Source organism: Domibacillus enclensis, assembly GCF_900156125.1.
Taxonomy (GTDB): Bacteria; Bacillota; Bacilli; order Bacillales; family Domibacillaceae; genus Domibacillus; species Domibacillus enclensis.
The window spans coordinates 734,045-756,310 of the sequence record NZ_FTLX01000001.1 but is presented as its reverse complement, the minus strand read 5'-3'; the positions used below and the strand labels follow the sequence as shown (position 1 = coordinate 756,310).

At 47.0% G+C, this 22,266-nt stretch carries 17 protein-coding genes; 15 read left to right on the top strand and 2 right to left on the bottom strand.

Annotation, left to right across the window (positions count from 1 at the left end; all coding sequences use genetic code 11):
• Positions 1-29: 29 nt before the first annotated feature.
• Positions 30-338 (bottom strand): YtpI family protein, encoded by a 309-nt coding sequence (locus tag BW952_RS03845; protein ID WP_045852446.1) that lies wholly within the window; start codon positions 336-338, stop codon positions 30-32.
• Positions 339-433: 95 nt separating this feature from the next.
• Here BW952_RS03845 and BW952_RS03840 point away from each other — a divergent pair, with 95 nt between their 5' ends.
• The 7 genes from BW952_RS03840 to pyk all read left to right on the top strand — a co-directional run bounded on the left by BW952_RS03840 (position 434) and on the right by pyk (position 10,545).
• Positions 434-1,372 (top strand): DHH family phosphoesterase, encoded by a 939-nt coding sequence (locus BW952_RS03840; RefSeq protein WP_045852445.1) that lies wholly within the window; start codon positions 434-436, stop codon positions 1,370-1,372.
• 520 nt (positions 1,373-1,892) lie between these two features.
• Positions 1,893-5,141 carry a DNA polymerase III subunit alpha gene (gene dnaE / locus BW952_RS03835; RefSeq protein ID WP_052698556.1) on the top strand — a complete coding sequence of 1,083 codons (3,249 nt, stop codon included), beginning with the start codon at positions 1,893-1,895 and terminating at the stop codon, positions 5,139-5,141.
• 99 nt (positions 5,142-5,240) lie between these two features.
• On the top strand, positions 5,241-5,774 hold the full coding sequence (locus BW952_RS03830) for a FadR/GntR family transcriptional regulator (RefSeq protein ID WP_052698555.1): 534 nt from the start codon (positions 5,241-5,243) through the stop codon (positions 5,772-5,774).
• Positions 5,775-5,801: 27 nt separating this feature from the next.
• Entirely contained in the window at positions 5,802-6,662 is an 861-nt protein-coding gene (gene accD / locus BW952_RS03825) for an acetyl-CoA carboxylase, carboxyltransferase subunit beta (protein WP_045852453.1), read from the top strand.
• Positions 6,659-7,630 carry an acetyl-CoA carboxylase carboxyl transferase subunit alpha gene (accA, locus tag BW952_RS03820; RefSeq protein WP_045852443.1) on the top strand — a complete coding sequence of 324 codons (972 nt, stop codon included), beginning with the start codon at positions 6,659-6,661 and terminating at the stop codon, positions 7,628-7,630. The genes accD and accA overlap by 4 nt, the downstream gene beginning before the upstream one ends.
• A gap of 168 nt (positions 7,631-7,798) precedes the next feature.
• Positions 7,799-8,758: a 6-phosphofructokinase gene (pfkA, locus tag BW952_RS03815; protein WP_045852442.1), complete on the top strand. Its 960-nt coding sequence runs from the start codon at positions 7,799-7,801 to the stop codon at positions 8,756-8,758.
• 23 nt (positions 8,759-8,781) lie between these two features.
• On the top strand, positions 8,782-10,545 hold the full coding sequence (pyk, locus tag BW952_RS03810; protein WP_045852441.1) for a pyruvate kinase: 1,764 nt from the start codon (positions 8,782-8,784) through the stop codon (positions 10,543-10,545).
• On the opposite strand, the gene BW952_RS03805 is transcribed toward pyk, so the two are convergent.
• A complete protein-coding gene (locus BW952_RS03805) occupies positions 10,532-11,551 on the bottom strand; it encodes an AI-2E family transporter (RefSeq protein ID WP_045852440.1) in 1,020 nt (339 codons plus the stop codon). The genes pyk and BW952_RS03805 overlap by 14 nt on opposite strands.
• Before the next feature lie 77 nt (positions 11,552-11,628).
• Between BW952_RS03805 and BW952_RS03800 the strand changes: the two genes are divergently transcribed.
• From BW952_RS03800 to polA, 8 genes are all read left to right on the top strand, one after another.
• Complete coding sequence (locus BW952_RS03800) at positions 11,629-12,084, top strand: DUF441 domain-containing protein (protein ID WP_240514997.1); 456 nt, start codon at positions 11,629-11,631, stop codon at positions 12,082-12,084.
• Positions 12,085-12,157: 73 nt separating this feature from the next.
• Positions 12,158-12,391, top strand: a complete 234-nt coding sequence (locus BW952_RS03795; protein ID WP_231581523.1) for a hypothetical protein — start codon at positions 12,158-12,160, stop codon at positions 12,389-12,391.
• A 304-nt stretch (positions 12,392-12,695) separates the two neighbouring features.
• Positions 12,696-13,814: a citrate synthase gene (gene citZ / locus BW952_RS03790; RefSeq protein WP_045852437.1), complete on the top strand. Its 1,119-nt coding sequence runs from the start codon at positions 12,696-12,698 to the stop codon at positions 13,812-13,814.
• A 116-nt stretch (positions 13,815-13,930) separates the two neighbouring features.
• The gene (gene icd, locus BW952_RS03785; protein ID WP_045852436.1) at positions 13,931-15,199 is read left to right on the top strand and encodes an NADP-dependent isocitrate dehydrogenase; all 1,269 of its coding nucleotides are present in this window, start codon (positions 13,931-13,933) and stop codon (positions 15,197-15,199) included.
• A gap of 70 nt (positions 15,200-15,269) precedes the next feature.
• Complete coding sequence (mdh, locus tag BW952_RS03780; protein WP_045852435.1) at positions 15,270-16,211, top strand: malate dehydrogenase; 942 nt, start codon at positions 15,270-15,272, stop codon at positions 16,209-16,211.
• 709 nt (positions 16,212-16,920) lie between these two features.
• Positions 16,921-17,643, top strand: a complete 723-nt coding sequence (locus tag BW952_RS03775; RefSeq protein WP_045852336.1) for a response regulator transcription factor — start codon at positions 16,921-16,923, stop codon at positions 17,641-17,643.
• Complete coding sequence (pnpS, locus tag BW952_RS03770; RefSeq protein ID WP_045852337.1) at positions 17,640-19,415, top strand: two-component system histidine kinase PnpS; 1,776 nt, start codon at positions 17,640-17,642, stop codon at positions 19,413-19,415. The genes BW952_RS03775 and pnpS overlap by 4 nt, the downstream gene beginning before the upstream one ends.
• 214 nt (positions 19,416-19,629) lie before the next feature.
• Positions 19,630-22,254 (top strand): DNA polymerase I, encoded by a 2,625-nt coding sequence (gene polA, locus BW952_RS03765; RefSeq protein ID WP_045852338.1) that lies wholly within the window; start codon positions 19,630-19,632, stop codon positions 22,252-22,254.
• The last annotated feature ends 12 nt before the right edge of the window (positions 22,255-22,266 follow it).

Sequence of the window (22,266 nt, the reverse complement as noted above, 5' to 3'; positions counted from 1 at the left end):
GAAAAAAAGCAGGCACGTTGTGTGCCTGCTTACTGGTCCAATTCTTCCGCTTCCTGACGGGCAAACGGCAAGTAGTGCTTGTACATTTTGTAGCCGGCAACCATGCTGGCGAATCCGTATAAAATGAAAATGGCGGCAATGATATAAGCGGTGGTTGTCTGCTGAAGAAGCAGGGTGTTAATCCCAAACACACCGACGAAAAGACCTAGCACCATGCTTGATTTTGCGGACAGCCATTTTCGTTCCATCGGCCGCCGGCTTCGAACGTACTGAATTTTATAAAAAAGATAAAAAATAAACGCTAAAACAATGACAACAACCAAAAAGAAATTAGGCATCCACTGTATTCCTCCGTTTTTATACTCTCGTTTTATTGTAACGGGAACAGCGTTGGATTTCCACCGGAACAAGCCTTTTGAAAAGGGGAAACAAATTGAAACAACACATTATTGACAAAATTAAAGAATACGACACGATTATCCTTCACCGACATGTACGTCCTGACCCGGATGCTTACGGCTCACAGGGAGGACTTGCAGAAATCATTAAAGCGACCTTTCCGGAAAAAACGGTTTACACGGTTGGACAGGAAGAGCCGACACTTTATTTTATGAAGCGTCTCGATCAAATTGATGACAGTGTGTACGAACAGGCCCTTGTGATCATTTGTGATACGGCCAACCAGGCACGCATTTGTGATCAGCGCTACAAGCTCGGCAAGGAAATTATTAAAATTGATCATCATCCGAATGAAGACCCGTATGGTGACTTGCTCTGGGTAGATGTGGACGCTGCGGCGTGCAGCCAAATGATTTATGAGCTGTTTAAAACGTCTGACGGCCAATTGAAAATGAATGATGCCGCTGCCCGTCTTCTGTATGCAGGCATTGTCAGCGATACCGGGCGGTTTTTGTACTCATCCACGACGATTGAAACGATGCAGTACGCAGGAGAGCTGATGCAGTATTCATTCGACCGCCAGCAGCTGTTCAATGATTTGTATGAAAAAGACGCGCACGTGCTGAAATTAGAAGGATACATTTTGCAGCATTTCAAGATGGATGATTCAGGTGTAGCTGAAGTGCGCTTAACAGAAGAGCTGCTTCAAACATTTAACGCAACGCAGGCGGAAACGTCGTTGCTCGTCTCTATTTTAGGCAGCGTCAAAGGAATTCGCTCGTGGGTGTTTTTTATCGAAGAAAAAGACCAGATCCGCGTCCGTTTTCGCTCAAAAGGACCTGTTATTAACGGTCTCGCAATGAAATACAACGGCGGCGGCCATCCAATGGCTGCAGGCGCAAGCGTGTATTCATGGGAAGAAGCAGACCAGGTGTTAGCCGATTTAAAAGCACTTGTTGTAGAGCAGCAATAATGAGAAGAAGAAGGAGCTTTTCTCTTTCTTCATATGCTGTTATGGAAATATGGAAATTAATACCGGGTGACCATGTCTCTTTTTCACAGCCACTGTGCTTGCGCCAACACAGTAGGGGCGGCTTCTGCAGGACTGCGCGTTCCTGGGGGCGGGCGGTGAGCTAACTTTTGCCGCTGCCGCGTCAAAAGTGGATCTCACCTGACCCGCTGATCCCCGAGGAGTCTCCGTCCTGCGCCAGCCGCCTTGGTGGGGAGGAAAAGCAGAGTGTAAAACCAAAAAGGGAAATCGTTCTGATTGGAAAAAAAGGGATGAGAACCCTCTGCTTTTCACCAGGTAGGAAAAGCGGGCTTCCTTGTTGATGCCAAACGTTTTCAAGAATAGCCGTCAGTCATTCACTCCGTTCCTTTAAAACCACTACAGCCGGCAGCCCGGAGCCCTGAATGTTCTTTTCTAGAAAAATAGACTGTTTTTTGCTCTGAAAAAATAAATGATATCACCAAAATTTGAAAGGAGGTGGCTTGTGTTGATCCATCTTGAAACAGAAACGGCATACAGCTTTCGCGCAGCTACGCTTACGCCTGAAGCGATCGCGCGAAAAGCAAAGGAAATCGGCAGTCCGGCTGTTGCGCTGACAGATTGGAACAACCTTCATGCCGTCATTCCTTTTTATCTTGCCTGCACCAGCCAAAGCATCAAGCCGATTATTGGAATGAAAGCTGAGGTTGCCTCCCATCAAACAGATGGCCAATCGTATCCACTGCTCCTCTACGCTCGGAATCAAAAAGGATTTCAAAATCTGATGAAAATCTCCAGTGCTCTTCAAACAAAAGCGAAAACTGGTCTGCCGCTGAAATGGCTGGATGGTTACGCAGACGGGCTTTTGGCGGTGCTGCCGGGATTAGACGGCGATCCTTCACAGGAAGCAGCGGAGCATTTTCAGAGAGTCTTCAGCCATTTTTATATCGGGCTTCGTGGAGACAGCCGAGAACGTTTTCTTCTAGAGCTGTCGAAACAGAAGAACATCCCCCCTGTCGCCATTGGCAACGTCCAGTATGAAAACAAGTCAGGTGCTTTTGCTTCAACGTGTTTGCAGGCGATTCGTGAAAACCGCTCCATTGAAGCGGAAGAGGAACTATCGGAAGCAGTCTATGCGTTTACGTCAAAAGCTGAGGTTGAGTCTTTGTACAAGGACATACCGGAGGCAGTGTCAAACACGATCGAAGTGGCCAGACTGTGTTCGGTTGAAATAGATTTTGAACGAAGATTGATTCCTGCTTTCCCGCTTCCATCCGGTGTGACAGCGGACGAACGGCTGAAGGAGCTTTGCCTGTCTGGACTTCCTGAAAGCAGCCGCGGCTACCAAGACCGGCTCGAGTATGAACTGTCAGTGATCAGCAGGATGAACTTCAGCGACTACTTTTTAATTGTCCATGATTTCATGCAGTTTGCTAAAAAGCAAGGGATGCTGACAGGTCCCGGGCGTGGTTCTGCCGCGGGGTCTCTCGTTGCTTATTCTCTTGGCATTACAGCGGTTGATCCACTACAGTACGATCTTCTGTTTGAACGGTTTTTAAATCCGGAACGAATGACCATGCCGGATATTGACATTGATTTTCCAGACTACCGGAGAGATGAAGTGATTCAGTACATTGCCGGCAAATACGGAGCGGTTCATGCCGCCCAGATTGTCACATTTGGCACGCTGTCGGCAAAAGCAGTCATGCGGGATACGGCTCGCGTCTTCGGCTTTGATACAGCGCAGCTTTCAAGGCTGTCGAAGTTGATTCCTTCGACGTCCGGTATGAAGCTTTCACAGGTGGATTTAAACAGGTGGCGCAATGAATCGCCTGTTCATGAGCGGATTTACCAGACGGCACTTCAACTCGAAGGGCTGCCCCGCCACACATCCACCCATGCAGCCGGAATGGTGATTTCAGAACAGCCTCTTACACAGTACGTTCCCATTATGGAAGGGCACGAGGGCGTTTATTTAACCCAATATCCAATGGAGCCATTGGAGCGCATTGGTCTGCTGAAAATGGATTTGCTCGGTCTCCGGAACTTGACCACCATTGAACGAATTCTATCTTCTATCAAACGATTGACAGGCAAGGCCATTGATTTAACGGCTCTCTCATTAGAGGACCCGCTCGTCTTTGAGCTGTTTGGCAAAGGAAAAACGAACGGGATCTTTCAGTTTGAGTCAGAAGGAATGAAAAGTGTCCTGACGCGTTTAAAGCCGAACCGGTTTGAAGACCTGGTGGCTGTCAACGCACTGTACCGGCCGGGTCCGATGGAACAAATACCACTTTACATAAAGCGGCGCCACGGCAAGGAGCATGTCCGCTATTCTCATCCGGATCTTCAGGGCATTTTAGAGCCGACGTACGGAATTATTGTGTATCAGGAACAAATTATTCAAATTGCTGTGAAGATGGCCGGTTTTACGCCAGGACAAGCGGACTTGCTGCGGCGAGCCGTCAGCAAAAAGAAAAAACAAACACTGGAAGAGGAAAGAGTCCGTTTCGTCCAGGGGGCACGGGAAAAGGGCATTGAGGATCAAACAGCGATTGATGTGTATGACTTAATTGTCCGATTTGCTGATTACGGATTCAACCGCAGCCACGCTGTTGCCTACAGCATGATTGGCTACTGGCTTGCCTGGCTGAAAGTACACTACCCGGCTCCTTTTTTAGCTGCGCTTATTCATTCGCACGCTGGGAATGAAGAAAAGATTCGTCAGTATGCGGCAGAAGCGAAGGAACAGAACATTGGCTTTTTAGCACCATCCATCAATACAAGTCATTATTCCTTTCAGCCGGAAGACAATGGTATCCGTTTTGGACTCGTTCCGATTAAAGGAGTGGGCCAAAAAGCAGCCAGTGCGATCATCACTGAGCGGAAGAATGGACGCTATAGCGATTTATTTCAATTTTGCCAGCGTGTCCCAGCGGATGCTGTCAGCCGGCAAGTGATAGAAGCATTGATTTATGCCGGCGCGATGGATGAGTGGGATCAGGACCGGGCCGTTCTTTTGGCAAGTATCGATGCAGCTCTTGAGCATGCGGAGCTAAACGAGGGCGACTTGTTTGAAGGTCTTGGTGTGTCATTCAAGCCGAAATATGCGGATGCGGCTGCCTTGCCGGGTGATTTGAAGCTGGAAAAGGAAAAAGAGCTGTTAGGTGTCTACGTATCGGATCATCCGTTGGCCGTACACCGGCCATCCCTTCAGCAAGCAGGTGCTGTGCCAATCGCCGATTTAATGAAAAGCAAAAAAGTAATGACCGCAGGCTTGATTGGAGAAGTGCGGGAGATTCGGACGAAAAAAGGAGAAAAAATGGCGTTTTCCTCTTTGATTGACGAAACGGGTGAAAAGGAAATGACGCTGTTCCCGGAGATATACCGCAAGGCGGGAGAACTCGTGCGGAAAGGAACCGCTGTCGTGGCGGCTGGATCAACAGAAGAACGAAACGGCCGGCTGCAATTTATTGCGCAAACCCTTGAGCCGATCGAAAGCGGCCTCCAGCGGATGCTGGAATCAGCTCAAACTCTTTATATTAAACTGCCAGCGGGAATCGGAGAAAGTGAAGCAGCGGAGAACGTGTATGAAACGCTTCAGCGGTTTCCCGGAGAGTCGTCCGTTGTCATTCATCACGAGCGGACAAACGAAACGGTACGTCTCCGTTCCACCTACTCTATTACGCCGTCTGAAGCCTTGCTGACAGAATTAAAAGCGATGTGCGGCTCGAAAAATGTCGTTTTGAAATAAATGGGCCCTCCTTTACAATTTTCATTGAATCGTTTAAAGTAATGAAAGTGAATTACGTGGTCAGACCACCATCCATTCCTGTTTGGAAAAGGGGACGAAATGAAAGAATCAGCACGTCAGCCATCAAAATTTTTGGCCGTCATCGCGCAAATTCAAACAATGATTAAAACAGATGCTCTTCGTTCAGGTGACAAAATTCCATCAGAGCGAGAATTATCAGATCGTCTTTCCATCGGGCGCTCGTCTGTTCGTGAAGCATTACGGGCACTGGAGCTTTTGGGCCTTATTGAAACGAGGCGCGGCGAGGGGACGTTTTTGCGGGACTTTAAAGATCATCAGCTGGTTCCGCTCATTGGCGCATTCCTTTTTGATCAGGATCAGAAAAAGAAGGATGTACAAGAAGTGAAAGCCATTTTAGAATTAGGCTGCCTGGCGCTGCTTGCCCAAAAAAACAATTTGACCAGCAGGGATCAGCAGCTTTCTTTTGATCATTATATGGAAAAAGCGGATAATCGACTTCTTGAAAACATATGGATGATTATTTCCGATTACGCAGGGAGCGACAAGGAAAATGAACGTCTGGATGAGCTGCTTGAGGCAGCAAAGCAAATTCAATTTCCAGAACGTCAGTGAAGAGGTGGAACTGTGGCGATTAAAAACATGTTTACTAAACAGAAACCAAAAAAGATAAAATATGCAACCATTCCATCGGAAGCAGCCAAGCAGGATGTACCCGAAGGAATTATGCAAAAATGCCCGAAATGCAAAAAAATTATGTATACGCGTGAATTACAGAAGAATCATCACGTGTGCTTTGGCTGCGGCTATCATTATCCGATGAAAGCATCGGAAAGAATCCAGTTTCTGCTTGATGAAGGATCTTTCCGTGAGCTGGACGCAACGCTTTCTACTGCCAATCCGCTTGGCTTTCCGGATTATGAAGAAAAGATCGCTTCCGACCGAAAAAAAACAGGCTTAAATGAAGCAATTGTCACAGGAGTCGGAAACATCGACGGCTTTCCGGCCGTTGTCGCCATTATGGATTCTTCTTTCCGGATGGGCAGCATGGGGTCAGTTGTCGGTGAAAAGATTACCCGCGCTGTTGAAGAAGCCATTCGTCTTCAGATGCCGTTTATCATTTTTACTGCTTCCGGAGGAGCACGTATGCAGGAGGGTGTCCTATCTCTCATGCAAATGGCGAAAACAGGAGCGGCATTTAAGCGATTAAGCGACCGGGGCGGGTTAATCATTTCCATTATGACGCACCCGACAACAGGCGGTGTATCTGCGAGCTTTGCCTCACTCGGGGACTTTAATTTTGCGGAGCCCGCGGCACTGATCGGGTTTGCCGGACGGCGGATTATTGAACAGACGATACGCGAAAAACTGCCGGATGACTTCCAAACGGCTGAATTCCTGTTGAACTGCGGCCAGCTTGACGCGGTGCTTCATCGGAATGAAATGAAAGAAAAGCTCTCGTTTTTACTTGATATTCATCAAACAGGCGGTGTAGAAAGATGACAGGACTTGAATTTGAAAAGCCAGTCCGTGACCTTCAGGAAAAGATTGCTGAATTAAAAAACTTTACGACCTCATCGGACGTGGATTTATCAGATGAAATTGATAAACTGGAGCAGCGGCTGAAAAAGCTTGAAGATGACATTTACAATAGCATGACGCCCTGGGACCGCGTTCAAATGGCACGCCACCCAAACCGGCCAACGACGCTTGATTACATTCCTTATTTGTTCGAAGGCTTTTTTGAGCTGCACGGTGATCGTTCGTACGGGGATGATGCAGCAATCGTTGCCGGTGTAGCCAAGTACCATGGCCAGCCGGTGACGGTCATTGGCCATCAGCGCGGCCGGGATACGAAAGAAAATATTCAGCGCACATTCGGTATGCCGCACCCGGAAGGCTACCGGAAGGCGCTTCGTCTTATGAAGCAGGCGGAAAAATTCAACCGGCCGATTATTTGCTTGATTGATACAAAAGGGGCTTACCCTGGAAAAGCGGCAGAGGAGCGTGGGCAAAGTGAAGCCATTGCCCGTAATATCTTTGAGATGGCTGGTTTGACTGTTCCGATTATTTGTATCGTCATCGGGGAAGGCGGAAGCGGCGGGGCACTGGCTCTCGGTGTAGGTGACCGGCTGTTTATGCTTGAAAACTCGACGTATTCCGTGATCTCACCTGAAGGCGCGGCGGCTTTGTTATGGAAGGATGCAAGCCTTGCAAAGAGAGCAGCGGAGACGATGAAAATTACTGCGCCAGATTTGCGTGCTCTTGGCATCGTAGACGAGATTGTGCCAGAGGTCCGAGGGGGAGCACATCGTAATGCCGAACAGCAAGCGGCGCTCATTGATCAAGTTCTTTTGCCTGCTGTTCAAGAGCTGAAAAGCAAAACTCACGAAGAGCTCGTCGACCAGCGCTATGAAAAATACAAACGCATTGGCGGCTACGCTGAACAAGAAGCCGGCTTGAAAGAATAACTTTCAAGGCCGGTTTTTTCTGTGTGAAGAAAGAATCGTGGCGTTTTTCGGTTGGTAACGCTTACTTTTTGAGTAAAGATTGTGAACAGCCATACGTTCTGTTATCTTAAAAGAAGGTAGGCATATGAGAGTTGTGACTGACAATAATTTTTTTAGAGGTGACAGAGTATGAAACGAATTGGAGTACTAACGAGCGGAGGAGACGCGCCTGGCATGAATGCAGCTGTGCGTGCGGTTGTCCGTAAGGCAATCTACCATGACATGGAAGTATTCGGTGTGTATCAGGGATATCATGGCTTGATTAACGGGCAAATTAAACAGCTGGATCGTGGTTCTGTTGGTGATATCATTCACCGCGGCGGCACGATGCTTCGTTCTGCCCGCTGCCTGGAATTTAAAACGCTTGAAGGCCAAAAGCAGGGCATCGAACAAATGGAGAAATTCGGTATTGAAGGACTCGTTGTCATCGGTGGAGATGGGTCCTACATGGGAGCAAAAGCATTAACTGAGCACGGATTTCCTTGTGTGGGCGTTCCAGGAACAATCGACAATGATATCCCGGGTACAGAATTCACAATTGGGTTTGATACAGCGTTAAATACTGTTATTGATGCGATCGACAAAATTCGAGATACGGCAAGCTCTCACGAACGGACCTTTATCGTAGAAGTAATGGGTCGTCATGCGGGAGACCTTGCGCTTTGGTCAGGTCTTGCAGGCGGGGCAGAGACCATTTTAATTCCGGAAGCACCGTATGACATGAATAAAGTGGCCGCTAAACTCAAACGCAGCCAGGAGCGCGGCAAAAAGCACAGTATTATTGTTGTGGCAGAAGGTGTCATGACAGGAAACAAATTTGGTGCTATTATTGAAGAGCTGACAGGATTCGACACGCGGGTTTCTGTGCTGGGCCACATGCAGCGCGGCGGTACACCGAGTGCTTCTGATCGGGTTCTTGCAAGCCGTCTTGGCGCTCACGCTGTTGAACTTCTTCTAGAAGGAAAAGGCGGCCGGGCTGTCGGAATTGAGCAAAACCAAATCATTGATTATGATATCATTGAAGCATTATCGAAGCCGCACAAGGTAGATCAGCGGATGTATGAACTATCACAGGAGCTTTCGATTTAATCACAAAACTGGAGGAACTATTGATGCAAAAAACGAAAATCGTCTGTACAATTGGACCGGCAAGCGAAAGTCTTGAAACGCTGCAATCCTTAATGAAAGCGGGCATGAATGTCGCACGTTTAAACTTCTCCCATGGAAGCCATGAAGAGCATTCAGCACGTATTCAAAATATTCGCCAAGCGGCAAAAAATACAGGCAACACAGTAGCCATTTTGCTTGATACAAAAGGTCCTGAAATCCGCACACACGAGATGGAGAACGGGTCCATTGAGCTAGAAAGCGGCAAAGATGCGGTTATTTCCATGACGCAAGTGCTTGGAACACCTGAAAAGTTTTCCATTAGTTATGAAGGCTTAATTAATGATGTACAGCCAGGCTCAAGCATTTTACTCGATGATGGATTAATTGGTCTTTTAGTGACGGGCATTGACCGTGAAAAAGGGGAGATCGGCGTCCGCATTTTAAACAGCGGTACGTTAAAGAACAAAAAAGGTGTGAACGTACCGGGCGTTTCTGTGAACCTTCCGGGCATTACAGAAAAAGACGCAGATGACATCCGTTTCGGTATCGAGCAAGATGTTGACTTTATTGCGGCTTCTTTCGTCCGCCGTACATCTGATGTGCTGGACATTCGTGAGCTGCTTGAGAAAAACAATGCAACGCACATTCAAATCATTCCGAAAATCGAAAATCAGGAAGGTGTCGATAACATCGACGAGATTCTTGAAGTATCCGATGGACTAATGGTTGCCCGTGGGGATCTTGGCGTAGAAATTCCTGCAGAAGAAGTGCCGATTGTTCAAAAAAAGCTGATCAAAAAATGCAACCTTCTTGGCAAGCCTGTTATTACAGCAACACAAATGCTTGATTCCATGCAGCGGAATCCGCGCCCAACACGCGCAGAAGCAAGTGACGTTGCCAATGCGATCTTTGACGGAACGGATGCAATCATGCTGTCCGGAGAAACGGCAGCTGGTACGTACCCGCTTGAAGCTGTTCAAACGATGCATAACATTGCCGTCCGTGCAGAGGCAGAGCTTCAAATGAAGGACATTCCACCACGCCGCCGTAATAACACAGGCCGCATGACGATGACAGATGCGATTGGCCAGTCGGTCGCGAAAACAGCGGAAGCTTTGGAAGTAAAAGCGATTATCGCACCAACATCAAGCGGACATACAGCACGAATGATTTCACGCTATCGTCCAAAAGCATCAATCTATGCTGTGACAGACAGCGAACGTATCACAAGAAGCCTTTCACTCGTTTGGGGCGTGTTCCCGCTTATGGGTCTCAGCGTGTCTTCTACAGACGAAATGCTTGATAACGCAGTTGTGCATTGCTTAGAAGAAGGCGTCATCAGCCACGGTGAGCTTGTTGTGTTAACAGCGGGTGTCCCAGTAGGCGAATCCGGCATGACAAACTTAATGAAAATCCATGTTGTTGGGGATATTTTGTTGAAAGCACAGGGGATCGGCCGCCATTCTGCTTACGGAAAAGTGGTAACGGCGAAAACGTCATCTGAAGCACTGGAAAAAGTAAAACCGGGAGATATTCTCGTCACATACGGAACGGATCGTGACATGATGCCGGCCATCGAAAAGTGCAGTGCGATCATCACAGAAGAAGGCGGTCTAACAAGCCACGCGGCTGTTGTCGGCATTAATCTGGGCATTCCAGTTATCGTGGACGTTGAAGGGGCTTTGGCTACCTTGTCAGACGGTCAGGAAATTACAGTAGATGCAGCACGCGGCATTATTTATAACGGCCACGCTAACGTTTTGTAAAAATGAGGCCAGCGCGGTGCATCGACAAAAAAGCAAGAAAGAAAAGAGGACCGGCAATTAATCCGAATACGCCTGCCAGCTGGAAACCTGCAAAAGCAGTAAACAGCATGGCGAGCGGATGAAGACCGGCCGCACCCTCTACAAGCTTTGGCTCCATCAGCTGGCGCATCAATGTCAGGACGATATACAGGATAGCGGCGAAAAGGGCTGTTTTTGTTTGACCGGTTATGAAGGAAAACAGGATCAGTGGAATAAAAAGAAGGCTGGCGCCTATAATCGGCAGAAATTCCAGCACAGCCGTTAAAAAGCCAAGTTCTAGAATGTGCGGAATGCCGAGCAAGAAAAAGCCGATCGAAGCGGCGATGAATGTGAGAATAAAGAGCTGCAGCTGTGCGTAGCCGAATGCATACAGGGATGAAGAAAAGTCATCAGCTGCTGCTGCTGTTTTTTGCCGGATTGGTTCAGGTAAAAAAGCAATCAGTGCCGTGCCATCCTTTACAAGGAAAAAAGCGGTCAGTACAGCGATAATCATTTCAGCCGCTGTGCCAGTGAGAGCAAGGGCATAGCCTGTACCGATTAAAAGCCACTTTCCTGCATAGTCCTGTATCAGCGTCCCAACGGACTGTTCTAACGATGCAATCGACTGAATAAGGTACTCTTTTTGATCGGCTGTTAAAAAAGATAAAACCTCTTGAACGGCCTGGGCCAGGTGCGCACTGGCAATGGGCATATAGTGCGGGATCACATAGTTCAGATGAGAAGCAGTACGAGCGCTGATCCAGCCGAACAAAAAAAGAGAAAGCGCGAAAAAAAAGAGTATCCAGATTAAAGCGATAAAGACAGCAGAGCTCCGCGATGAAAAACCTTTTTTTTGAATAAAGTGGGCTGGTTTATGTAAGGCTGCGGCAAAAAATGCCCCGGCGATAAAAGGCTTCAAAATGGGCAGCAGCCAGTAAAGCAGCAGCAGGGCTGCACTTATAAGAATAGATTGAAACGTAATCCGCATGGTACATGCCTCCATTTCTATACTAGACGTATGAGGAAAGGAGCGTGTTCATGCGTCTTTTTTTTGGAGGTGAAAATGTGCAAGCGTATTTGTTTCTTTTGCTGCTGGTCGTCATCAGCCTGATTGCGAAGAATCAGTCGCTGCTGATCGCATCGGGCTTTTTGCTTGCGTTAAAAGCCATTGGCCTTGACGCAAAGTGGTTTGACTTGATGGGGAAAAATGGCATTAACTGGGGAGTGACTGTCATTACGATTGCTGTGCTTGTCCCGATTGCCACAGGGGCAATCGGGTTTAAGGAGCTAGGATCAGCATTGAAATCTCCATATGCCTGGATCGCACTGTCAGCCGGAATCATTGTGGCGCTCATTGCTAAAAACGGCGTTGTTCTGCTAGCGGAAGACCCGCATATTACTACGGCTCTTGTCTTTGGCACCGTTCTGGCAGTGGCGCTGTTTAATGGAGTGCCGGTCGGGCCGTTGATCGGGGCAGGAATCGCTTATTATGCGATGAAATTATATTCTATGTTTCAGTAAAAAAATAAATGAAACTTTTTTCTGCTGCTTCCGTATGTACATAGTAAGAAGATAACAAAAGGAGATGGGCGCATTGCTAACGAAAAATCCGGGGATTGCCGCGGTTTTGAGTGTATTTTGGACTGGCGTCGGACAAATTTACAACGGCCAGATTATGAAAGGCTTGATTTTAATTGTTGTCCAAATGATTAACTCAGCGCTTATGTGGGTGCTGATTGGTTTTGTGACGTTCCCGCTTGTCTGGATCTGGGGCATTTACGATGCATATAAAACAGCGGAACGTATTAACAGACGGTCAGATTTTTAAGACAAAACATACTATAATACCATAAATTCCGGGCACATAATGCTCGGAATTTTGCTGTTTTCGAAAAAAGTTCCGGAGAATTGGCACGTTTTGATTCACAAACTTGCCCAAATTGTTTATAATAAGCAATGTAAGCGCACACCTTTTTGAACATTTCAGTAATTTTTGTTTTGAACAGGTGCTTATGATTTTTGTACATAGCTTTTTTATTTCCAAAATGGTACTGAGCAGTTGCTCGGCATGTACATACATAAAATAAAAAAGCGGGTAATGGGGAAATAAACAAGCGAAGGAGAGAGATTTTATGACTACTGCACGCGGACTCGAAGGAGTAGTTGCTACAACGTCATCCGTCAGCTCGATCATTGATGACACACTTACATATGCAGGGTACAACATTGATGATCTGACTGAAAACGCGAGCTTTGAAGAAGTAATTTATTTACTCTGGCATCGCAGCCTTCCAACACAGGCTCAGCTGGATGAACTGAAAACCCAGTTGTCGGACAGCTACGACATCCCTCAAGAGATTCTTGATCATTTCAAAATGTATCCAATCGACAAAGTTCATCCAATGGCGGCATTGCGGTCATCTGTTTCTTTATTGGGGCTTTATGATGAAGAATCTGATGAAATGACGGACGAAGCCAACTACCGTAAAGCGGTGCGCATTCAAGCGAAAATTCCAGCTCTTGTTACAGCTTTTGCCCGCATTCGTAAAGGCCAGGAGCCGATTGCACCGAAAAAAGAATACGGCATTGCTGAAAACTTTTTGTATATGCTTTCCGGCAATGAGCCGACAGCAGTGGAAATTGAAGCGTTTGACAAAGCGCTCGTTCTTCATGCGGATCATGAGTTAAATGCGTCTACGTTTACTGCCCGCGTTTGTGTGGCAACATTGTCTGATATGTATTCAGGCGTGACGGCAGCCCTAGGTGCACTTAAAGGCCCGCTTCATGGCGGCGCAAACGAGCAGGTTATGAAAATGCTGACAGAAATCGGTTCAGCTGATAATGTAGAGCCGTACATTCTGGAAAAATTAAACAACAAAGAAAAAATTATGGGCTTTGGCCATCGTGTGTACCGTCAAGGAGACCCGCGGGCAAAGCATCTTCGTGACATGTCGAAGCGTTTAACAGAGCAAACGGGCGAACCGGAGCTTTACAATATGTCAATCGAAATTGAAGAGCTGGTCACGGGCAGCAAAAACCTGCCTCCGAATGTTGATTTTTATTCCGCATCTGTGTATCACAGCCTCGGAATCGAGCATGATTTGTTTACACCGATTTTCGCTGTAAGCCGTGCATCTGGCTGGATTGCCCATATTTTGGAGCAGTATGCCAACAACAGACTGATCCGTCCGCGCGCGGAATATACAGGTCCGGACATGCAAAAATATGTTCCAATCAGCGAACGCGGATAATGCTAGAAAGCATTTGCAAAAAAAAGATTAACTAGTGTAAGATGAAAATGGTCAAACCTAGGTTAGGGGACTTGATTCCTCTGGCCTTTGAACATGGAATTGGAGGGAATTGCAACATGACTCAAGGCGAAAAAATTTCAATGCAAGACGGCGTACTAAACGTACCAAACAATCCGGTTGTTCCATTTATTGAAGGCGATGGCATCGGTCCTGATATTTGGGCAGCAGCTTCACGCGTGCTCGATGCAGCCGTGGAAAAAGCGTACAACGGTGAAAAGAAAATTGTTTGGAAAGAAGTTCTTGCCGGCGAGAAAGCATTCAACCAAACGGGTGAATGGCTTCCGAAAGAAACACTTGATCAGATTGATGAATACTTAATCGCAATTAAAGGCCCACTTACAACTCCAGTTGGCGGCGGAATCCGTTCATTGAACGTGGCACTTCGCCAGGAATTGGATCTGTTCACATGCCTTCGTCCTGTCCGTTACTTCGACGGCGTCCCTTCACCGGTGAAACGTCCAGAAGATACTGACATGGTTATTTTCCGTGAAAACACAGAAGATATTTATGCAGGTATTGAATACGCAGAAGGTTCAGATGAAGTGAAAAAAGTCATCGAATTCCTTAAAAACGAGATGGGCGTTAACAAAATCCGTTTTCCTGAAACGTCAGGTATCGGCATTAAGCCTGTGTCTAAAGAAGGAACAGAGCGCTTAGTTCGTGCCGCAATCAATTACGCACTTAAAGAAGGCCGCAAGTCTTTAACGCTTGTTCATAAAGGCAACATCATGAAATTTACAGAAGGCGCATTTAAAAGCTGGGGCTACGATCTTGCTGAGAAAGAATTCGGCGATCAAGTCTTTACATGGGCGCAGTACGATAAGATCAAAGAAGCAGAAGGCACAGATGCTGCAAACAAAGCACAATCTGACGCTGAAGCAGAAGGCAAGCTGCTTGTAAAAGATTCAATCGCTGATATCTTCTTACAGCAAATCTTGACTCGTCCGAAAGAGTTTGATGTTGTTGCAACGATGAACTTGAACGGTGATTACATTTCTGATGCTCTTGCAGCGCAAGTAGGCGGCATCGGCATTGCACCGGGAGCTAACATCAACTATGAAACGGGTCATGCAATCTTTGAAGCGACTCATGGTACAGCACCTAAATATGCTGGACTTGATAAAGTAAATCCTTCTTCTGTTCTTCTTTCAGGCGTTCTTTTACTTGAGCACCTGGGCTGGAACGAAGCGGCTGACTCGATCACAAAATCAGTGGAAAAAACGATCTCTTCTAAAGTCGTTACATATGACTTTGCCCGCCTAATGGACGGCGCAACAGAAGTTAAATGTTCAGAATTCGCTGATGAATTAATTAAAAATCTTTAATTTTAATGCCCTCCCATGTGGAGGGCATTTCATACATAACGCGCACACAACTTAAAGGAGGAGTTTTCATATGACTGCATACAACCGTAAAAAAGTTTCTGTAATTGGCGGCGGATTCACTGGCGCAACAACGGCATTTTTACTCGCACAAAAAGAATTAGCGGATGTTGTTCTGGTCGACGTTCCTCAAGCAGACGGTCCTACAAAAGGAAAAGCACTGGATATGCTTCAGGCAAGCCCGGTTCAAGGGTTTGATGCCAATATCACAGGCACGTCTGACTATGCCGACACAGCTGATTCGGACATTGTCATCATCACAGCAGGAATCGCACGCAAGCCGGGCATGAGCCGTGACGACCTTGTTCAGACGAATCAAAATGTAATGAAATCGGTTACGGCAGAAATCGTAAAATACTCTCCTGATAGCATTATCATCGTCCTGACAAATCCGGTCGATGCGATGACCTACACCGTATTGAAAGAGTCAGGGTTTCCAAAGCATCGTGTCATCGGCCAGTCCGGCGTGCTGGACACTGCCCGCTTCAGAACATTTGTGGCACAGGAATTAAAGGTTTCTGTAAAAGATGTAACGGGCTTCGTACTTGGCGGCCACGGCGATGATATGGTTCCGCTCGTCCGCTACTCCTATGCTGGGGGAATTCCGCTTGAAGCATTGATTCCGAAAGAGCGTCTGGACGAGATTGTCGAGCGTACGCGCAAAGGCGGCGGCGAAATTGTTCAATTGCTCGGCAATGGCTCCGCTTATTACGCACCGGCTGCATCTCTCGTTGAAATGACAGAAGCTATCTTAAAGGACCAGCGCCGTATCCTGCCGGCGATCGCTTTTTTGGAAGGGGAATACGGCTACGATGAATTGTACCTCGGCGTGCCCACCATCCTTGGTGGCAGCGGCATCGAGAAAATCATCGAACTCGACCTGACAGCGGAAGAAAAAGCCGCTCTCGACCAATCAGCCGAAGCGGTACGAAACGTCATGGAAATTCTTGCATAAAAATGAAATGGAAAAGAGCCTGCCACTTTTGGTGGGCTCTTTTCATGCTGTTGGAAAAAGAATATGTCAATGAAAAGCTAATATGCTTGCACAAACACGGTTCGGGCGGCTTCTGCAGGACTTCGCGTTCGGAAGGGCGGGCGGTGAGCTAACTTTTGTCGCTCCGCTCCAAAAGTGGATCTCACCTGACCCGCTTTATCCCTCCCGAGTCTTCGCCCTGCACCAGCCGCCCTAGTGGGGAGGAAGAGCAGAGTGTAAAACCAAAAATGGAAATGGTTCTGAGTGGAAAGAAAAAGATGAGAACCTTCTGCTTTTCACCATGTAGGAAAAGTGGGTTTCATTCTTAACGTCATACGCTTTTCAAGAACAGCTGTCTGCTCTCCTCGCTGGTCCTTTAAAACCGCTATGGGCGGAGAGCTGTCGGTGAAGACTCCCGTTGGACGAGCGGACAGGCTGAAACAGCCACGCTCTTTGGGCTGGTTCAGCGTTCGCCCAACAGGAAAGCGGAACCGGCAGATCGGAGCCCCTGAATGTTCTTTTCTAGAAAGACAACAGCCTTTATTTTACTCATAAAAAGGAAAATGCCATAAAAAAAGACTTGTATTCCCTTGACACGTTTGTTTTTCTGAATGTGAACAAGTGCTTTCTACAGTGGGGCTCTTCAGCTATAATGAAGAGTAGACATAGATTGATTTTCAGGAGGATTCGAATGAAGAAAATATTAGTCGTGGATGACGAACCATCCATCGTTACGTTAATCAAATATAATCTGGAGCAAGCTGGATTTGAGGTGGAGACAGCTTACGACGGGGAAGAAGCGCTTCGCATGGCGGAGGAAACGAAGCCTGATTTGATGATTTTGGACTGGATGCTTCCAAAATTCGATGGCATGGAAGTATGCAAGGATTTGCGCCAGCGTCGTGTGACCATCCCGATTTTAATGCTGACAGCAAAGGATGAAGAGTTTGATAAAGTGCTCGGGCTTGAGCTCGGAGCAGATGATTATATGACCAAGCCCTTCAGCCCGAGAGAGCTTATTGCGCGCGTAAAAGCGATCCTGCGCCGTGTGCAGCAGGCGCCGTCTGAGCCTGTCATAGAAGAAGAGGAAGAAGACGACAGTGAGTTAATCAAAGTCGCGGAACTAAAGCTGTACCCGGAAAAATACGAAGCTTATTATAAAAAGCAGCTGATGGAATTAACACCGAAAGAGTTTGAATTGCTGCTGTTTTTAGCAGAAAACAAAACAAGAGTTTTAACACGCGACCAGCTGCTTGCGGCCGTATGGAAATACGATTTCGTTGGGGATACACGAATTGTCGACGTGCATATCAGTCATCTGCGAGATAAAATGGAAGAAAATACTAAGAAGCCACGCTATATTAAAACCATTCGAGGGCTGGGTTATAAGCTGGAAGAACCGAAAGAAGCATGATCAATTTCCGGACAAGACTGATTTTATCGCTTATTACACTCATCGCTGTTGTGCTGGTTGCGCTTGGCATCTGGCTTGGCCAAATGTTTAAATCGTATTATTTATCTACGGTGAATGACCGCCTTGAGCGTGAAACAGCCTTGCTTGCCGGTGCAATTGAAGACAGCGGAGGAATTGAAGCGATCAATCCTGAGCTTTTGAATGAGTGGAGCGAGGTAATGGATACACGCCTTAGTGTAGCGGACAATGCAGGTGCCATGCTTTATGACAGTGGGGGAGAAAATGAGCAGCATACGAATGTGCACCGGGATATCGTAAAGCGGATATCAGGCACGCTTAATGAGCAAAACTATAAAAATTCCCTTTTGCGCCGTCTGGATCTTCAATACCACTGGGCCTACATTGACAATAGCGCTGGAGAGCAAGAGGGCTATGTTGTTGTCAGTATGCGAGTGAATGCACTGGATGAAATTTACGGTCAAATCTGGCTGATTCTGCTTGCGTCTCTCGGCGTCTCACTCATTTTAATCCTGTTAATTGGAACGAAAATCACCGGCAGGTACGTGAAGCCGATTGAATCCGCAACGGCTGTGGCCATTGAGCTCGCAAAGGGCAACTACCGGGCGCGCACGTATGAAACCCCTCCGGACGAAGTCGGAATGCTGAATACATCTATTAACATCCTTGCCCGGAACCTGCAGGAAATGATGCAGGCGCAGGAAGTGCATCAAAACCGGCTGACAACGCTGATTGAAAATATCGAAAGCGGTCTGCTGCTTATTGACGACCGGGGCTACATCGTCATGGCAAACCGTTCCTTTAAAAAAATGTACAGCACGGGCCGGATTATTAAAAAGCGGTATTACGAGGTTATTACGCAGGATGATGTGATCAAAGTAGTGGAAGATGTATTTATGACCGAAAAAAATGTCCGCCGTCAAATTAAAATAGCCTTCGATCTTGAAGAAAAAGACATCGAGGTGTCGGGAGCGCCCATCATCGGAACGAACGATGAATGGAAAGGAATTTTAATTGTATTTCATGACATAACGGAGATCAAGCACCTGGAACAAATGCGAAAAGACTTTGTGGCGAACGTGTCGCATGAACTAAAAACACCGATTACATCGATCAAAGGATTTTCGGAAACTCTTTTAGACGGGGCATTAAAGGACCCGGACGCCGCTAAATTATTTCTGGATATTATTTGGAAAGAAAGTGGCCGGATGGAAACGCTCGTAGCTGATTTGCTTGATTTGTCTAAAATTGAGCAAAAGGGATTGACGCTCAACATCACGACCGTTTCGTTAAATAAATTAGTAAAAGAAATGATTTTGACGCTGGAACACCGTCTTGAAGAAAAGCAAATTGCTTTAAAGGTAAATTTGCCAGAGCGTCTGTTCGTTCAAGGGGATGAATACCGGCTGAAGCAAGTGTTTTTAAATTTAATTACAAACGCGATTCTGTATACGCCAAAAGGCGGACGTATTTACATTGAAGGAAATGATTCAGAGAAAATGGTTCATGTGACCGTATCCGATACGGGAATTGGCATTGAAAAAGCAGAGCTGCCCCGCATTTTTGAACGGTTTTACCGGGTAGATAAAGCAAGAAGCAGGGACTCTGGCGGAACAGGGCTCGGCCTGGCCATCGTCAAGCATATTATGGAAGCCCATCAAGGGAAAATAACAGTAGAAAGCAAAATGAATGAAGGAACATCCTTCACCGTTTCTTTCCGTAAAGACGTGCCGAGTGATTTTACAAAAGATTAATGACGCGTTTACATTCCTTTTATAATTAGCTGTTATAGTAATAAGTATCAACCCCCTTTATCCAGCTTTTGTTTGGCGGAGGCCATTCGTTGATAGCCTCTGCCGCTTTTTTTTGGACAAGGTTGATACAAGCCGTTGTTTTCTTTTTTTCTGCCGTGCATGGTAGAATGGAAAAGAAATCAACGGCTTTTTTGATGTTTTTGAAGGAGGACTTATGGAAAAAAAACTAGTGTTAATTGACGGGAACAGCATCGCGTACCGCGCTTTTTTTGCTCTGCCGCTTCTGAGCAATTCAAAGGGCATTCACACAAATGCGGTGTACGGATTTGCGATGATGCTGAACAAGATGCTGAAGGATGAACAGCCGACGCACATTCTTGTTGCGTTTGATGCAGGGAAAACGACATTCCGCCATGAAACGTTTAAAGAATACAAGGGAACACGGCAGAAAACGCCGCCCGAGCTTTCCGAGCAATTTTCGTATGTGCGGGAGCTGTTAAAAGCGCATGGCATTCCTTATTTTGAGCTGGAAAATTATGAAGCGGACGATATTATCGGCACGCTGTCACTGCAGGCGGAAAAAGAGGGCTATCAAGTAAAGGTGTACTCGGGTGACAAGGATTTAACACAGCTGGCAACAGACAAAACAACAGTCTGCATCACGAGAAAAGGCATCACCGATATTGAAGTGTATACACCAGAGCATGTGCAGGAAAAGTATGGTCTTTCGCCGCTGCAAATTATTGATATGAAGGGGTTAATGGGCGACGCCTCCGACAACATTCCAGGCGTTCCGGGCGTTGGCGAAAAAACGGCGATTAAATTGCTGAAGCAGTTTCATTCTGTTGAACAGCTGCTCCAGTCGATTGATCAAGTGAGTGGTGCGAAGCTGAAGGAAAAGCTGACCGACAACCAGGAGATGGCTGTGATGAGCAAAAAGCTCGCAACGATCTTGCGGTCGGTTCCGCTTGATATGGCAATCGACCGGCTCACCTACAGCGGAGCAAATGATGACGAACTGTACGATTTGTATCGTGATCTGGAATTTAAGACGCTGCTGGACGGAATTCAGCGGACGAGCGAGCCGGATGAAGCGGTGGATGTTGACTTTGACATTGTTCACCATCCAGAGCCGGCCCATTTTGAACAAGCAGATGCGGTCTATGTGGAAATGATGGATGTGAACTATCATAAAGCGCCGGTTGCGGGCATTGCCGTTTCTGGCAGCGGCAGGACGATCTTTTTGCCTGGAGAATCGGTTTTTGAATCAACCGCTTTTAAACAGTGGGCGGAGAACGCTTCTGCGCGTAAAACGGTTTACGATGCGAAGCGGACCGTTATTGCCCTGCGCCGTCACGGTATAGAGCTGAAAGGCATCGACTTTGATATTTTTCTGGCATCCTACTTAATTAATCCAGCCGAATCACCAGAGGATTTCGCGGCAACAGCGAGGCTTCATGGAGAAAACGGCATCGCCCCGGATGAAGCGGTATATGGAAAAGGAGCCAAGCGGGCCTTGCCGGAAGAAGCTGTTTACGCAAAGCATGTCAGCGCGAAAGCAGAAGCATTAAGCCGCCTGGATGATACGTGCCGGCGCGAATTGACGGAAAACAGCCAGAACGAATTGTTTGATGAACTTGAACTTCCGCTGGCGCTTATTTTGGCGGATATGGAATCGGAAGGCGTCCGTGTAGACACTGTTCGTTTAAACGAAATGGGAACAGAGCTGAAAAGACGGCTGGCTGAAATGGAAGCGACGATTCACGGGCTTGCCGGCACGGATTTTAATATTAATTCTCCAAAGCAGCTAGGTGTGATTCTGTTTGAAAAGCTGGGCCTGCCTGCTGTGAAAAAAACGAAAACAGGCTACTCTACGTCAGCGGATGTTCTGGAAAAGCTGGCGCCAGCGCATGAGATCGTGCAGTACATTTTAGATTACCGCCAGATCGGCAAGCTTCAGTCCACGTACATTGAAGGACTCTTGAAGGTGGCAGATCCGGATACTCATAAAATCCATACACGCTTTAATCAGGCACTCACACAAACGGGACGGCTCAGTTCAACAGACCCGAATCTGCAAAACATTCCAATCCGTTTAGAAGAAGGGCGGAAAATCCGTCAGGCGTTTATTCCAGAAAAAGCGGATTCTGTTATGTTCGCGGCCGATTATTCACAAATTGAATTGCGCGTACTTGCTCATATAAGCGGCGATGAAAAATTAATCGACGCCTTTCAGCAAGGACTCGACATTCATACCGCTACAGCCATGGAAGTATTCCATGTCGAAGAGAGCGGCGTTACGTCGAATATGCGGCGCCAGGCCAAAGCCGTGAACTTCGGCATCGTATATGGCATCAGTGATTACGGGCTGTCCCAAAATCTTGGCATTACACGAAAGGATGCGGCGGAATTCATCGACCGGTACTTAAACACGTATCCGGGCGTAAAGGAATACATGGATTCCATTATTCGTGAAGCAAAGGAAAAAGGATTTGTGACGACGCTTTTAAACCGGCGCCGCTACATTCCTGAAATTACAAGCCGTAACTTTAATCTCCGGTCCTTCGGTGAACGGACAGCGATGAATACGCCGATCCAGGGAAGTGCTGCAGACATTATTAAAAAAGCGATGATTGATGTGGCAGAACGGCTGGAGCGTGAGAAACTGACCTCCAAGCTGCTGCTGCAAGTACACGATGAACTGATTTTTGATGTGCCAAAAGAAGAAATTGATCAAATGGAGCGCATCGTGCCAGAAGTGATGGAACACGCATTTGAACTGGATGTTCCGTTAAAAGTGGATTATTCCTTTGGCCCGACGTGGTACGATGCAAAGTAAGGAGAGCGAAAA

Excerpts from the sequence above, each read along its gene's own strand:
- BW952_RS03845 (WP_045852446.1), bottom strand. The coding sequence starts at position 338 with ATGCCTAATTTCTTTTTGGTTGTTGTCATTGTTTTAGCGTTTATTTTT.
- BW952_RS03830 (WP_052698555.1), top strand. The coding sequence starts at position 5,241 with ATGAAAGAATCAGCACGTCAGCCATCAAAATTTTTGGCCGTCATCGCG.
- accD (WP_045852453.1), top strand. The coding sequence starts at position 5,802 with ATGTTTACTAAACAGAAACCAAAAAAGATAAAATATGCAACCATTCCA.
- accA (WP_045852443.1), top strand. The coding sequence starts at position 6,659 with ATGACAGGACTTGAATTTGAAAAGCCAGTCCGTGACCTTCAGGAAAAG.
- pfkA (WP_045852442.1), top strand. The coding sequence starts at position 7,799 with ATGAAACGAATTGGAGTACTAACGAGCGGAGGAGACGCGCCTGGCATG.
- pyk (WP_045852441.1), top strand. The coding sequence starts at position 8,782 with ATGCAAAAAACGAAAATCGTCTGTACAATTGGACCGGCAAGCGAAAGT.
- BW952_RS03805 (WP_045852440.1), bottom strand. The coding sequence starts at position 11,551 with ATGCGGATTACGTTTCAATCTATTCTTATAAGTGCAGCCCTGCTGCTG.
- citZ (WP_045852437.1), top strand. The coding sequence starts at position 12,696 with ATGACTACTGCACGCGGACTCGAAGGAGTAGTTGCTACAACGTCATCC.
- icd (WP_045852436.1), top strand. The coding sequence starts at position 13,931 with ATGACTCAAGGCGAAAAAATTTCAATGCAAGACGGCGTACTAAACGTA.
- mdh (WP_045852435.1), top strand. The coding sequence starts at position 15,270 with ATGACTGCATACAACCGTAAAAAAGTTTCTGTAATTGGCGGCGGATTC.
- BW952_RS03775 (WP_045852336.1), top strand. The coding sequence starts at position 16,921 with ATGAAGAAAATATTAGTCGTGGATGACGAACCATCCATCGTTACGTTA.
- pnpS (WP_045852337.1), top strand. The coding sequence starts at position 17,640 with ATGATCAATTTCCGGACAAGACTGATTTTATCGCTTATTACACTCATC.
- polA (WP_045852338.1), top strand. The coding sequence starts at position 19,630 with ATGGAAAAAAAACTAGTGTTAATTGACGGGAACAGCATCGCGTACCGC.